General features: G+C 69.8%; 15 protein-coding genes. 4 read left to right on the top strand and 11 right to left on the bottom strand.

What is annotated here, in order from left to right; translation table 11 throughout:
- Nucleotides 1-9 precede the first annotated feature (9 nt).
- Nucleotides 10-516 carry a mycothiol transferase gene (locus ACZ7LT_RS18215; RefSeq protein ID WP_471237066.1) on the top strand — a complete coding sequence of 169 codons (507 nt, stop codon included), beginning with the start codon at nucleotides 10-12 and terminating at the stop codon, nucleotides 514-516.
- A gap of 41 nt (nucleotides 517-557) precedes the next feature.
- Here the strand turns inward: ACZ7LT_RS18215 and ACZ7LT_RS18210 are convergent, their stop codons facing one another.
- The 10 genes from ACZ7LT_RS18210 to ACZ7LT_RS18165 form a co-directional block, all read right to left on the bottom strand.
- Nucleotides 558-878, bottom strand: coding sequence for a hypothetical protein (locus tag ACZ7LT_RS18210; RefSeq protein ID WP_471237065.1), 321 nt, complete (start codon nucleotides 876-878; stop codon nucleotides 558-560).
- Nucleotides 878-2,062, bottom strand: coding sequence for a hypothetical protein (locus ACZ7LT_RS18205; RefSeq protein ID WP_471237064.1), 1,185 nt, complete (start codon nucleotides 2,060-2,062; stop codon nucleotides 878-880). Before ACZ7LT_RS18205 ends, ACZ7LT_RS18210 begins: the two co-directional genes overlap by 1 nt.
- A 214-nt stretch (nucleotides 2,063-2,276) precedes the next feature.
- Nucleotides 2,277-2,915 (bottom strand): hypothetical protein, encoded by a 639-nt coding sequence (locus ACZ7LT_RS18200; protein WP_471237063.1) that lies wholly within the window; start codon nucleotides 2,913-2,915, stop codon nucleotides 2,277-2,279.
- 78 nt (nucleotides 2,916-2,993) lie between these two features.
- Complete coding sequence (locus tag ACZ7LT_RS18195) at nucleotides 2,994-4,856, bottom strand: AMP-dependent synthetase/ligase (protein ID WP_471237457.1); 1,863 nt, start codon at nucleotides 4,854-4,856, stop codon at nucleotides 2,994-2,996.
- Between the two features lie 423 nt (nucleotides 4,857-5,279).
- Nucleotides 5,280-5,930, bottom strand: coding sequence for a TetR/AcrR family transcriptional regulator (locus ACZ7LT_RS18190; protein ID WP_471237062.1), 651 nt, complete (start codon nucleotides 5,928-5,930; stop codon nucleotides 5,280-5,282).
- Between the two features lie 144 nt (nucleotides 5,931-6,074).
- Nucleotides 6,075-7,424, bottom strand: a complete 1,350-nt coding sequence (locus ACZ7LT_RS18185; RefSeq protein WP_471237061.1) for a dicarboxylate/amino acid:cation symporter — start codon at nucleotides 7,422-7,424, stop codon at nucleotides 6,075-6,077.
- Between the two features lie 406 nt (nucleotides 7,425-7,830).
- Nucleotides 7,831-8,124: a DUF4229 domain-containing protein gene (locus tag ACZ7LT_RS18180; protein ID WP_471237060.1), complete on the bottom strand. Its 294-nt coding sequence runs from the start codon at nucleotides 8,122-8,124 to the stop codon at nucleotides 7,831-7,833.
- 89 nt (nucleotides 8,125-8,213) lie between these two features.
- On the bottom strand, nucleotides 8,214-8,738 hold the full coding sequence (locus ACZ7LT_RS18175; RefSeq protein WP_471237059.1) for a GNAT family N-acetyltransferase: 525 nt from the start codon (nucleotides 8,736-8,738) through the stop codon (nucleotides 8,214-8,216).
- Between the two features lie 15 nt (nucleotides 8,739-8,753).
- On the bottom strand, nucleotides 8,754-9,917 hold the full coding sequence (gene mqnE, locus ACZ7LT_RS18170) for an aminofutalosine synthase MqnE (RefSeq protein WP_471237058.1): 1,164 nt from the start codon (nucleotides 9,915-9,917) through the stop codon (nucleotides 8,754-8,756).
- Between the two features lie 51 nt (nucleotides 9,918-9,968).
- Nucleotides 9,969-10,424, bottom strand: a complete 456-nt coding sequence (locus ACZ7LT_RS18165) for an Lrp/AsnC family transcriptional regulator (protein ID WP_030495192.1) — start codon at nucleotides 10,422-10,424, stop codon at nucleotides 9,969-9,971.
- A gap of 124 nt (nucleotides 10,425-10,548) precedes the next feature.
- Between ACZ7LT_RS18165 and ACZ7LT_RS18160 the strand changes: the two genes are divergently transcribed.
- Nucleotides 10,549-10,683 carry a hypothetical protein gene (locus ACZ7LT_RS18160; RefSeq protein WP_471237057.1) on the top strand — a complete coding sequence of 45 codons (135 nt, stop codon included), beginning with the start codon at nucleotides 10,549-10,551 and terminating at the stop codon, nucleotides 10,681-10,683.
- On the opposite strand, the gene ACZ7LT_RS18155 is transcribed toward ACZ7LT_RS18160, so the two are convergent.
- Complete coding sequence (locus ACZ7LT_RS18155) at nucleotides 10,680-11,351, bottom strand: UbiX family flavin prenyltransferase (protein WP_471237056.1); 672 nt, start codon at nucleotides 11,349-11,351, stop codon at nucleotides 10,680-10,682. The genes ACZ7LT_RS18160 and ACZ7LT_RS18155 overlap by 4 nt on opposite strands.
- 92 nt (nucleotides 11,352-11,443) lie before the next feature.
- Here ACZ7LT_RS18155 and ACZ7LT_RS18150 point away from each other — a divergent pair, with 92 nt between their 5' ends.
- Both ACZ7LT_RS18150 and ACZ7LT_RS18145 read left to right on the top strand, forming a co-directional pair.
- Complete coding sequence (locus tag ACZ7LT_RS18150; RefSeq protein WP_471237055.1) at nucleotides 11,444-12,049, top strand: rhomboid family intramembrane serine protease; 606 nt, start codon at nucleotides 11,444-11,446, stop codon at nucleotides 12,047-12,049.
- 114 nt (nucleotides 12,050-12,163) lie between these two features.
- Complete coding sequence (locus ACZ7LT_RS18145) at nucleotides 12,164-13,042, top strand: hypothetical protein (protein ID WP_471237054.1); 879 nt, start codon at nucleotides 12,164-12,166, stop codon at nucleotides 13,040-13,042.
- The last annotated feature ends 11 nt before the right edge of the window (nucleotides 13,043-13,053 follow it).

Below are 13,053 nucleotides of genomic sequence, written 5' to 3'. Positions count from 1 at the left end.
GGAGTGCTGATGAAGACCGCTGAGCTGCTGACGGACGCGTTCGGCCGCATCCAGGAGGCGGTCCACGCGGCCGTCGAGGGCCTCTCCCCGGACGAACTGGCCACCCGGCTCGACCCGGACGCCAACTCGATCGCCTGGCTGGTGTGGCATCTGACCCGCATCCAGGACGACCACGTCTCCGACGTGGCCGACGAGGAGCAGCTGTGGTTCAGCGACGACTGGGCCGGCCGCTTCGAACTCCCCTTCCCCAAGAAGGCGACGGGCTACGGCCACTCCAGCAAGCAGGTCGCCAAGGTCCGGTCCTCCGAAGACCTCCTGCTCGGCTACTACGACGCCGTCCACGCCCGCAGCCTCACCTACGTCCACGATCTGACCAACGCCGACCTGGACCGCGTCGTGGACGAGGCCTGGTCACCCCCGGTGACCCTGGGAGTCCGCCTGATCAGCGTCATCGCAGAAGACCTCCAACACGCGGGCCAGGCGGCCTTCATCCGCGGCGTCCTGGAGCGGGCCTGAGGGGCGTGGCCCTGCTCCTGACGGGGGGCGGACTCCCCCGCTCAGACCCCCACGGCCCACCGCACGGCAGCCACCCCGCCCAGAACCACCGGAGGCACCGCCCACCACTGCCCCATGACCCGCCGCACGGCGGGCAGAACGGTGATCAGCAGGGCGAGCGCGCTCGCCGCGAGGGTGAGCACACACGACAGGACGATTCCCGCGCGCGCGTCGTCGTCCCAGCTCCCTGAGGGCCGGATCGTCAGTGCGGTGTACAGGAACCACGCGGCGATCAGCTGAAGAACCAGCAGCGGCACGGCAAAGACCCACCGCAGACAGCCTTCGTCCTCGGTCGCTCGGGTTGCTTCGGGGCGGTCCGGCATCAGCGCAGTGCTTCCCTTGCCTCATCGAGGTTGTTGCTGAAGCCCCGACCGTACGCCTGGGCGTCGGACTGATCCCAGTAGGGCCCTCCGTTGTACCGAGCCGCGAGTTCCTGGTACTGGGCCGCCGTCAATTCCTCCGGCGGCACGTGCGCGAAATCGCTTTCCGCCTTGAGCTGCGCCAGGTACTCGGCCGCGATGAAGATGTTCTGCCGGGGGTCCTGAAGGGACTCCTCGACCACAGCCCGCTGTTGTTCGGTGAGGTTCTGGGGGTCGTAGCCAAGTACTTCGGCACCCCTTCGCACCTGAATGGCGATGGGCCCGAACGACGTCTCGTCAGGGCTTCCGCCGAGTCGCCACGGAAGGTTCTCAGGCAGTACGGGGCTCAGTCCCCAGGGAGCTTCGGCCTGTTGGCGGAGGGTGTCCGTGATGTCGTCCAGGAGTCCGGGCTGGCCACCGATCTCCTGCCAGGCGATCCCGGCGACCATGTCCGCGGGCAGGCCGGAGTTCTTGGCCGCCGCTTGGATGATCTCTCTGTTCGTGGCGATCCACTCCCGGCGGTCCTCGCTCGACGAGGGCGGCACCCAGTAGCTTGACCGCGCATCCGGAAGGGAAGCCAGCTGCGTTCGGATGTCGCGGAGCGAGGGCGACACCGGGCTGTCCCCGAACGCGGCGGTGTAACCCTGCTTGGGTGCGCTGCCGGGCAGACGGGTGAGGGGGCTGCCGCTCGCCTCCTGAGCCTCGCGCCGCATGGAGGCCATCGACGCGAAGAAGTCCACACGTTCGACGAAGCCCAGGCGGAACTCAGGCAAGAGCTCATAGGCCTGCTTCAGGCCGTGCACACAGGCGTCGCGGGCTTCCTTCTCCGTCGTCTTCGCAAGGTGGAACTCACTGCCGGCGGCATCGCGCAGCCGGTTGGCACGGTCCATGATGTCGTCGACATCCATGGTGAGCTCCGCGAAGAAGTCGAGGACACCGGTCGTTGCCCGCATGTCCTCCCATTGGCGCATGGGTTCCGCGTTCTGTGCCGCGCGAGTGACCGCCATCCCTTTGGTGCCGATCAGATCGGCGAGAACTGCTTCGTTCGCGGTTCCGTTGGAATAGTGAATCTTGGCGATCCTCAAGGCCCAGGCGTAGGAGCGGAGGGCGCCCGCGGCGCCGGCATAGCCGTCCGCAATGTCCTTCATGAGCTTGCGCGCCTCCCCGAGTCGCGCTGCGTAGTGCTGGCTGCCGTCGCTGTGCTTTAAGTCCTCTTGCGCATCACCCCGCGGACCTCCGCCCTGTCATTGTCCGAAAAGGACATGCGGTTCGGCGACAGAAAATCCACGGCGGACCGCTGCCCACCCCTCCCCCCGGCGGCCGGGGCCGGGTGAGGGCGGGGCCGGGGGGTAGGGGGCCGGGTCACGCGTCGGGGTTCTTGCCCTCGGCCGTCTTCTTGATGCGGTCGATCTGGAGCTTCGCCAGGGCGTTGTAGTCGGGCTCCTTGGTGAACTTGCCGTCGCCCTGGACGTTGATCAGCAGGCTGCCCAGGCGCATGATCACCTCGGTGTCCTCCTCGCCCTTGAACGCCTGGGTCTCCTCCGCGCCCGCGTCGATCTCCAGGTCCTTGGAGCTCGCGCCGGCCTTCTTGCGCTCCTCGGTGACCAGGGCCTTGAAGGTCGCGGTGGCGTCGTCGGGCGTCGCGAAGGCGATGATGCCGAAGTTGATGTCGCCCTCGCCGTCGACGTTGTCGCCCTTGTCGTCCACGACGTCGAACTCGGTCGCGCCGATCGTGGAGAGCCCGCCGCAGTTGGACTCCGTGTGCTCCTCGCACTGGCGCACGGCCCGCTCGCCCGTGGCGATCTCGATGTCGTCGGCCTCGTAGGGCTTCGGGGCGCTGGCCTTGCTGGGGAGCGCCGTGCGGACCATGTCCGGCGTGAACGTGATCGGCGGCTGCTCGTCGGTGCCGCGGAAGGCGTCCATGCCGTCGTCACTGCCGCATGCCGTCAGCGCCGTCACCAGCGCGGCACCCACCGCTATCCCCCGTACTGCCTTGAACACCGTCAACCCCTCTGCTTCGAATGATCACTTGACGTGCACACCTAAGCGCATGGAGGCACCGCACGCCAAATGCATCACTCACTCCTCACCGCCTTCGTACATCGCGTCGATCTCGGCGGCGAAGTCCCGCGCGATCGCCGACCTGCGCAGCTTCAGACTGGGCGTCATATAGCCGCCCAATTCCGTGAAATCGGCGGTCAGGACGGTGAACCGGCGGATCTCCTCCGCCCGCGACACCAGCCTGTTCGCGTCGTCCACCGCCCGCCGCAGCCCCGCCAGCAGGTCCTCGTCCGTCACCAACTCCTGCGGCGACAGCCGCTCCTTGTGCTTCATCCGCCGCCAGTGGGCCAGACCGTCCGGATCGAGGGTGATCAGCGCGGTGACGTACGGGCGGTTGTCGCCGACCACCAGACACTGCGCGACCAGCGGATGCGCGCGCAGCCAGTCCTCCAGCGGGGCCGGGGGCACGTTCTTGCCGGCCGAGGTGATGACGATGTCCTTCTTGCGGCCGTTGATCGTGAGGTGGCCCTCGTCGTCGAGCACGCCCAGGTCGCCGGTGGCCAGCCAGCCCTCCTCCAGGGCGGGCGGTGTCACCTGGCCGCGCTGCGCGTCCCAGTAGCCGCCGAAGACATGGCCGCCGCGCAGCAGCACCTCACCGTCGTCGGCGATCCTGACGCCCGTGCCCGGCAGCGGCAGGCCGACCGTGCCCGCGCGGGGCCGCAGCGGCGGGGTGACGGTCGCGGCCGCGGTGGTCTCCGTCAAGCCGTACCCCTCGTACACCTCGATGCCCGCGCCCGCGAAGAAGGTGGTCAGGCGCGGCCCGAGAGGCGACCCGCCGCAGATCACGTACCGAACCCGGCCCCCGAGGGCGGCCCGGATACGGCGGTAGACCAGCGGGTCGTAGAGCGCGCGGGCGGCCCGTAGCGGGAGCGGGGGTTCGGGGCCTTCGCCGTGGCCGGCCGCCCGGCGCAGCCGCCCGTAGCGCTGGGCGACCCGCGCGGCGCGGTCGAACGACGCGGCCCGCCCCATGCGTTCGGCGGTGGCGCGGCCGGTGTTGTAGACCTTCTCCAGGACGTACGGGATGGCGGCGAGGAAGGTCGGCCGGAAACCGGCGAGATCGGCGAGGAGGTCCCCGGTCTCGATCGACGGCGCGTGCCCGAGCCGGACCCGCGCCCGTAAGCAGCCGATGGCGACCATCCGCCCGAAGACGTGCGCCAGCGGCAGGAACAGCAGCGTGGAGGCCGGCTCCTTGCTGACCGCCCTGAAGACGGGGTGGAGGAGGGCGACGGCGTTGTCGACCTCCGTGAGGAAGTTGCCGTGGCTCAGGGCGCAGCCCTTGGGGCGGCCAGTGGTGCCGGAGGTGTAGATGAGGGTGGCGAGATGCTCGGGGCCGAGCAGGGCGCGGCGCGCGACGACGACCGCGTCCGGGACCCGCGCGCCCGCGCGGCGCAGGCTGTCCAGGGCGCCGGTGGAGAAGACCCACAGATGGGCGAGGCCGGGGAGCTGGCGGCGTTCGACGCTGATCAGCCGGGCCTGTTCGGCGTCCTCGACGACGCAGGCGACGGCGCCGGAGTCCTGGAGGATCCAGCGGGCCTGGAACGCGGACGCGGTGGGGTAGAGGGGGACGGTGACAAGCCCGGCGGCCCAGGCGGCGAAGTCGAGCAGGGTCCACGCGTAGCTCGTACGGGCCATGATGGCGAGCCGGTCGCCGGGGCGCAGGCCCTCGGCGATCAGGCCCTTGGCGACGGCCCGCACGTCGGCCGCGAACTCGGCGGCGCTCATGTCGGCCCAGGAGCCGTCCTCCTGGCGGCGGGCGACGGCGACGGCTTCGGGGTCGGCCCGGGCGTTGTGGAAGGGGATGTCCGCGAGCGAGCCGAGTCTGGGCGGGGGGACGAGCGGCGGTACGGACACCTCCCGCACCCGGCCGCCGGAACGGACGATGCGCGGCTCGGGGGCGGCGGGGAAGCAGTCCGGGGGTCTGTACGGGGACCCGGCCGGGGGTCCCTCCGGGAATCCGGCCGGGGATCTCCCCGGCGGCACGTCCGCGGGTCCCTCCGAGAATCCGGCCCGCGGTCTGTGCGGGGACCCGGCCGGGGGTCCCTCCGGGAATCCGGCCGGGGACCTGTGCGGCGGCACGTCCGGAGATCCCTCCGGGGATCTCCCCGGCGGCCCCTCCGGGGACCCGTCCGGACCGGGGGCTCTGGCGGCGACGGACACGTGCGGCTCCTCGGTCGTCGAAGTGACTTGAGGTCGTACGTCGTTGCGTGCTGAGCGGCGCGGAAACAGGCGCCTCGGCGCCCGTCCTGACTCCGGAGTAAGGCTACGGCCCCGAGCGGCCGTTGGGACCAGATCAGAGGGGAACGGTCAGCTCGGCGACCAGCGCCGCCCGTCCATCAGGTTGCCCAGACCCGCCCACGCGAAGTTCATCAGCGTCGCGGCCGCCTCCTTGGCCGTGATCCCCGGGGTCTCGTTGGCCCAGCCCGCCAGGGACTCCGCCGCGCCGACCAGCGCCTGCGCGAGCCCGGCCACGTCCCGTTCGGCCAGGTCCGGCGCGCGAAGGGGGGCCGTCGCAGTCTCGCGCGCCGTCGCCCCGATGAGGCTGGTCACGAACGCCACGACCTCCCCGCGCAGAGCGACGACCTCCGCGGCGAACGGCTCCCCGGTCGTACGCGCCTGGCGGTGCAGGACCGACCAGCCGTCCGGGTGCTCGGCGGTGTGCGTGAAGAAGGCCGCGAGCCCCGCCCACAGCTGACGGTCCGCCGGCAGCCCCGGCTCGACCGCGCCGCGTACCGCGTCGAGCAGCGCGGCCGCCTCACGCCGGATGCAGGCGGTGAAGAGCTGTTCCTTGGAGTTCAGGTAGAGGTAGACCAACGGCTTCGACACACCGGCGAGTTCGGCGATGTCGTCCATCGAGGCGGCCCGGTAGCCGCGCCTGCCGAAGGTCTGCACGGCGGCGTCCATCATCTGCTGCTCGCGCACCTCGCGCGGCATCCGCTTGGCCTTCGTGGCACCCACCCGTGACATCCTTCCGCCCCTGCCGCCCCTCGCGGACCGTACTGCTCCGCAGTGGTCGCCACCCTACGGCGCCCACCACGCGCGCGTGCCCCCTGCCCGTCGGGGCAGGGGGCACGACCAGGCTGTTCAGGCCGCCGGGCGGGGTCAGGCGGTGGCCGGAACCGTCACCTTCTGCTCGACCTCGCGGGCGTCGAAGTCGTCGACCGGCGACGAGGACGCGGCGTTGTACGCGTCGTGGTCGAGGATCTTCTCGCGGGCGGCGACGACGACCGGGACGAGCGCCTGGCCGGCCACGTTCGTGGCGGTCCGCATCATGTCCAGGATCGGGTCGATCGCCATCAGCAGACCCACACCCTCCAGCGGCAGACCCAGCGTGGAGAGGGTCAGCGTCAGCATGACCGTGGCACCGGTCAGACCGGCGGTGGCGGCGGAGCCGACGACCGAGACGAAGGCGATCAGGAGGTAGTCCTGGATGCCGAGCTGCACGTCGAAGATCTGCGCGATGAAGATCGCGGCGAGCGCCGGGTAGATCGCGGCGCAGCCGTCCATCTTGGTGGTGGCGCCGAACGGGACGGCGAAGGAGGTGTACTCCTTCGGGACGCCGAGGCGCTCGGTGACCTTGACCGTGACCGGCATGGTGCCGACCGAGGAGCGGGAGACGAACGCCAGCTGGATCGCGGGCCAGGCGCCCTTGAAGAACTGGATCGGGTTGACCTTGGCGACCAGTGCGAGCAGCAGCGGGTAGACGCCGAAGAGGACCAGCGCGCAGCCGATGTAGACGTCGGCGGTGAAGGTCGCGTACTTGCCGATCAGGTCCCAGCCGTAGTCGGCGATGGCGAAGCCGATGAGGCCGACGGTACCGATCGGGGCGAGCCGGATGACCCACCACAGGGCCTTCTGCAGCAGCTCCAGGACGGACTCGCTGAAGGTGAGGATCGGCTTGGCCTTCTCGCCGAGCTTCAGCGCGGCGACACCGGCGACGGCGGCCATGAAGACGATCTGCAGGACGTTCAGCTCGGTGAAGGGGGTGATGACGTCCGTCGGGATGATCCCGGTGAGGAAGTCGATCCAGGTGCCTTCCTTCTTCGGCAGCTTGCCGTCCTGCGGCGTGAGGCCGGTGCCGGCGCCCGGGTTGGTGAGCAGGCCGATCGCGAGGCCGATGGCGACCGCGATCAGCGACGTGATCATGAACCAGATCAGGGTCTGGGTCGCCAGCCGGGCGGCGTTGTTGACCTTCCGCAGATTGGTGATCGACACCAGGATCGCGAAGAAGACGAGCGGCGCGACGGCCAGCTTCAGGAGCTGGACGAAGATGTCACCGATCTGGCCGAGGGTGTCCTTCAGCCAGCTGACGTCCTGGCTGCGGGCCAGCCAGCCGAGCAGGACGCCGAGCGCCAGACCGGCCACGATCTGGGCCCAGAAGGGGACCTTGGGTATGCGGGAACCGGAGCCGGACGGCTTCTCGGTCGTGGCGGACGCGGGGTTCGCGGACACGAACACACTCCAGATGTGCGTATCGGGGTCGTACGGGACGGGTGCGGCGCCCGCGCGCTCGAAGGGCGACGCCGCTGCATGATGCCGGGTCTAGACCTCGCGGCAACAGACCGCGGACATACAGCGGCACAGATCGACATGCAGGCGCGCCACGAGCGGGATGCTCACGGCTTCGGGGCGGCGCACTGCTGTCTTCATGCCGAGTACGTTAACACTTGAACTTTGAGAACCTCAAAGCTCTTCTTTGGGTCCGAGGTGGCCGGGAATCACCCCACGGAGGCCGGAAAACGCCGAAACCCCGGGCTCGGTGCGCTCATGCACCGAGCCCGGGGCCCGTACGGATGTGAGGAAGCTTACGCCGCCCTTAAGCGGGGCTCCCGTAGGAGGAGCCCCCTCAGGCGGGGCTTCAGACGCCGTCCTCCTGGGAGCGGCTGGCCTCCAGGCGCGTCTTCGCGCGGTCGACCTTGGTCGCGATCTGCTCGGACATCGCCTCGCGCTGCTTGCGCAGCAGGACGAAGCTGAGTGGAGCGGAGATCACCACGGCGAGCACGAGCACCCACAGGAGGTTGGAGTCGCCGAGCCCGCGGGGCAGCACACCGAGGTAGACCAGGCCCCACAGCGCGACGAAGCAGCCGGCGAAGACGCCGAGGCGCATGAGGGTGTACCGGAGCGTGGCGGCGCCCGTCCCGTTGTCGGACACGTCGGCCCCTTTCTCTTCTGCCGGGTCCCGCTTGCCGGGTTCCGATGGCTTGGATGGTTCGGATCCAGTGAAACACGTACCGAAAGGGATCAATTCAGCGGGAGCAGCATGGTGATGTCGTCGCGGTCGTCGCCCTCGGCCACCCGGATCGCGCCGGGCACCCGCCCGACCTCCTTGTAGCCGCACGCCGCGTAGAAGCGGTCCACACCGGTTCCGCCGCGGCAGGTGAGCCGGATCGCGTCGATGCCGTCGAAGTCCCGGGCGGCGGCCTCGGCGGCGGCCATCAGCTCACGCCCGTACCCCTTGCCCTGGTGGCGGGGGTGGATCATGACCGTGTACAGCCACACCCAGTGCCGCATCAGACGGTGGGTGTTGTACGTGAAGAAGGCCGTGGCGGCCACGGCGCCGTCCTCGTCGTACCCGGCCAGGAGCCGGGTGCGGCCCTCGGTCATCGCCGTGAGGTGCTTGATCCACTCGGGGCGTATGTCGTCGGGGACGACCGGCGGCACGAAGCCGACGGACCCGCCCGCGTTGGAGACGTCGGTCCACAGCGCGACCACGCCCTCGGTGAGGGCGCGGTCGACGGGCGGGTCGAGACGGAAGGTGAGGGACATGCGGGACGGCCCTCGTCAGAGGCGCATCGGCTGCGGCGACTCGCGCAGGGCGGCGTCCGGGCCGGGGTACTCGCGGATGATCTCGTAGCGGGTGTTGCGCTCGACGGGGCGGAAGCCGGCGTCGCGGATCAGGTCGAGCAGGTCCTCGCGGGAGAGCTTGTTCGGCGTGCCGTAGTTGTCGGCGTCGTGCGTGATCTTGTACTCGACGACCGAGCCGTCCATGTCGTCGGCGCCGTGCTGGAGGGCGAGCTGCGCGGTCTGCACGCCGTGCATCACCCAGAAGACCTTGACGTGCGGGACGTTGTCGAACAGCAGCCGCGAGACGGCGAAGGTCTTCAGCGCCTCCGCGCCGGTGGCCATCGTCGTGCGCGCCTGGAGCCTGTTGCGGACCTTGCCGTCCTGCATGTCGACGAAGTCGTGCTGGTAGCGCAGCGGGATGAAGACCTGGAAACCGCCGGTCTCGTCCTGGAGTTCACGCAGCCGCAGCACGTGGTCGACGCGGTGCCGGGGCTCCTCGATGTGCCCGTACAGCATCGTGCTCGGGGTCTTCAGACCCTTCTCGTGCGCGAGGCGGTGGATGCGCGACCAGTCCTCCCAGTGGGTGCGGTGGTCGACGATGTGCTGGCGGACCTCCCAGTCGAAGATCTCCGCGCCGCCGCCGGTGAGCGACTCCAGACCGGCTTCGATGAGCTCGTCGAGGATGTCGGAGGCCGACATGCCGGAGATCGTCTCGAAGTGGTGGATCTCGGTGGCGGTGAACGCCTTGAGCGAGACGTTCGGGAGCGCCTTCTTCAGCTCGGAGAGGGAGCGGGGGTAGTAGCGCCAAGGGAGGTTGGGGTGGAGCCCGTTGACGATGTGCAGCTCGGTGAGGTTGTCGTTCTCCATCGCCTTGGCGAGGCGGACGGCCTCCTCGATGCGCATCGTGTACGCGTCCTTCTCGCCCGGCTTGCGCTGGAACGAGCAGTAGGCGCACGACGCGGTGCACACGTTCGTCATGTTGAGGTGGCGGTTGACGTTGAAGTGGACGACGTCGCCGTTCTTACGGGTCCGGACCTCATGGGCCAGGCCGCCGAGCCAGGCCAGGTCGTCGGACGCGTACAGAGCGATGCCGTCCTCGCGGCTCAGCCGCTCTCCGGAACGGACCTTCTGCTCCAGCTCGCGCTTGAGTCCCGCGTCCATCTGCGGCCGCCTCCCATTTTCTGACGAATTCAGGCTCCACCCACCGTACTCTCAGCCCTCCTCGGGCAGATCTCCGACCCGGTTCTCCCACTTGGTGGAGAGCACGATGGTCGTACGGGTCCGGGAGACGCCCTTGGTGCCGGAGAGGCGGCGGATCGTCTTCTCCAGGCCGTCGACGTCGCTGGCCCGGACCTTGAGCATGAACGAGTCGTCACCGGCGATGAACCAGCAGTCCTCGATCTCGGCGAGGTCCTTCAGCCGGCGCGCCACGTCCTCGTGGTCGGCGGCGTCGGAGAGCGAGATGCCAATCAGGGCGGTGACACCGAGACCGAGCGAGGCGGCGTCGACGGTGGCGCGGTAGCCGGTGATGACTCCGGCGGCCTCCAGTCGATTGATGCGGTCGGTGACGGAGGGCCCGGAGAGCCCGACGAGCCGGCCGAGCTCGGCGTACGAGGCCCTGCCGTTCTCCCGCAGAGCCTGGATGAGCTGCCTGTCAACGGCGTCCATATGCCTGAAGCCTTCCATTGTCCAGCAATACCGCGAGTTTAGGTGTAGAATCAAAGGTACACAGGGCCGACACCCTGTGAATCATTCAGTTGATCAAAGACGATCTTTCAGGAGTGACCTCACCGTGTACACGATCGAGATGGCCTACGCCCACATGCGCTCGCTGCAGGAGCTGGCCAACCGCTCGCGTGCCCACCAGCCGGCCGCCGCCCACCGCGTCGACAAGACCCGCAAGCCCGGCCGCTCCAAGAAGCGCTAATCCGCCTGAGAGCCACCCAGCTCTCCCTTCCAGCGGCGGTACAGGCCGTGCGGCACACCTGCCGCGTCGAGCACCCGCCCGGCGACGAAGTCCACCAGATCCTGGATGTGCGTCGCCCCCGCGTAGAACGCCGGAGAGGCGGGCAGCACCACGGCGCCCGCCTCGTCCAGCGTCACCAGATGCCGCAGCGTCTGCCCGTTCAGCGGCGTCTCCCGGACCGCGACGATGAGCGTCCTTCGCTCCTTGAGCATCACGCTCGCGGCCCGCTGGAGCAGATCCTTCGACAGCCCGAGCGCCAGACCCGCCACGGCGGCGGTGGACGCGGGCACGACGATCATCCCCTTGACGGGGTACGAGCCGGAGGACGGCCCGGCGGCGAGGTCCCCGGCCGCCCAGTAGCGCACGTCGCCGACGTCCACCCGGAACGTGTCCGGCTTCCCGTCGGCCCCCCGAGCCAGCCAGTTCGTCAGATCGTCCCGCCAGTGCGCGTCCCGGAAGGCGATCCCCGTCTCGTCGAGCAGCGTCAGCCGCGAGGCCCGCGACACGACGAGATCGACACTCTCCCCCGCCTCCAGCAGCCCCCGCAGAACGGCGGCGGCATAGGGCGTCCCGGACGCCCCCGACACTCCGACGACCCAGGGACGACGCTGCTCTGTAACCGGCTCCACGTCGCCGAGCCTATCCGGCGGCGCGGCGGCGGAACCGAGTAAGGGGCCCCGTCCGTTCCAGGGGTGAACGTATTCACCGCAGGGGGGCTGCGATGACGGGTACGAAAGCCGAGCGGTGGCGCACGGCCGACCGGGCCAGGGCAGCGGCCAAAGTGATGCTGGTCTGGGTCGCGCTGCTGTGGCTCCTCGAGGCGGCCGACATGGCGAGCGGACACGCGCTGGACACCTTCGGGATCGTCCCCCGCGATCCGGACGAGCTCGTGGACGTCGTCCCGAGCGCCTTCATCCACTTCGGCTTCGCCCACGTCGCCGCCAACAGCGTCCCCCTGCTGATCTTCGGCTTCCTCGCCGCGCTCGGCGGTATACGGCACTTCCTCACCGTCTGCGCGGTGATCGTCGTCGCCGACGGCCTGGGCGTCTGGCTGATCTCCCCCTCCCACACGAACACGGCGGGCGCCTCCGGCCTGATCTTCGGCCTCTTCGGCTACCTGGTGGTCCGCGGCTTCGTGGAACGCAAGCCCCTGGGCATCGTGGTCGGCGTCCTGGTCGCGGCGGTCTGGGGCGGCTCGATCCTGCTCGGCATCTCCCCCACGAACACATCGGTGAGCTGGCAGGGCCACCTGGTGGGCCTGGTGGCGGGGGTGTGCGCGGCGTTCCTCTTCCGCGCGACCCGCGGGCGGGGCGCCCTGCCCTCCTGAGGGGGTTGCCCCCGCGATGCCCCTGGTTCTGCCCTCGCGGACCTGGACCGCTCGACCGCGCCGTGAGGAGACTGCGGGGGCACCTGTCGTGACGCCACGCCTTCCGGAGCGGCCATGTTCATGCAACGAGACCGAGGATCAGCCGAGGCGGCGCCGGGCCGCGGCCGCGAGCAGCGGGCGCCCGTGTTCCGGGATCACGTCCATGGACCCGGGCACCCGCAGCACCTCACGCCCGCCGGCCTGCTCGCACTACAGCGCAGCGCCGGCAACGCGGCGGCCGTCCGCGCGCTAGGCCGGCAGCGTGAGATCCAGCGGATGGAAGCCGACGGCGAGCAGGACAGCCAGGCGCGGTACCGGATCCAGATCCAGACGAGCAAGACCGCCCGCACCCACCACCTCGACTACTGGAACCTCGGGTTCGGCCACGCCTGGGTCGCCCTCTACAAGGAGCAGGGCGGACAGGAGACGTGGAAGTCCTACGGCTTCTTCCCCGCCGAGGAGGTCCCCCACAACAAGCCCTTCACCTCGGTCAAGGGGCAGGTCAAGAGGAACCACGACAACCCGGACAACGCGACGTCCAAACTCACCGCGACGCTCACGGAAGAGCAGTACAACAACGCGAGGGAGTTCATCCGGGCGAACGAGGGCCGCTCCTACAACCTGGCCACGTTCAACTGCACCACGTTCGCCCGTGCGGTCTTCCAGGCCGCGACGGGTGAGTCCGCCCCCGGCCTGGGTCTCCCGCTGCTCGAGAACCCGAACACCCTGCAAGACTCGATCAAGCGGCGCAACGACAAGAGCGGCGCACCTCGCAAGGGCGAGAACATCAACGCGGGCGTGGGTTCGAACTCGGACTACGACTCGGACAGCAGTTCCGACGAAAGCTGGAGCAGTCCTCTGGGCGGGTTCCGGCAGATGGGCGCGCCCGAAGATCCGGCTCAGCAGCCCGCGCCGCCGGCCCAACCGACCCCCGGGCGCTTCGAGATCGACTGAGCCGCTCCGCC

This window comes from Streptomyces sp. NPDC039465 (assembly GCF_055639315.1).
Note: the sequence above shows the minus strand (reverse complement) of the source record. Positions and strands in the feature narration are given on the sequence as shown.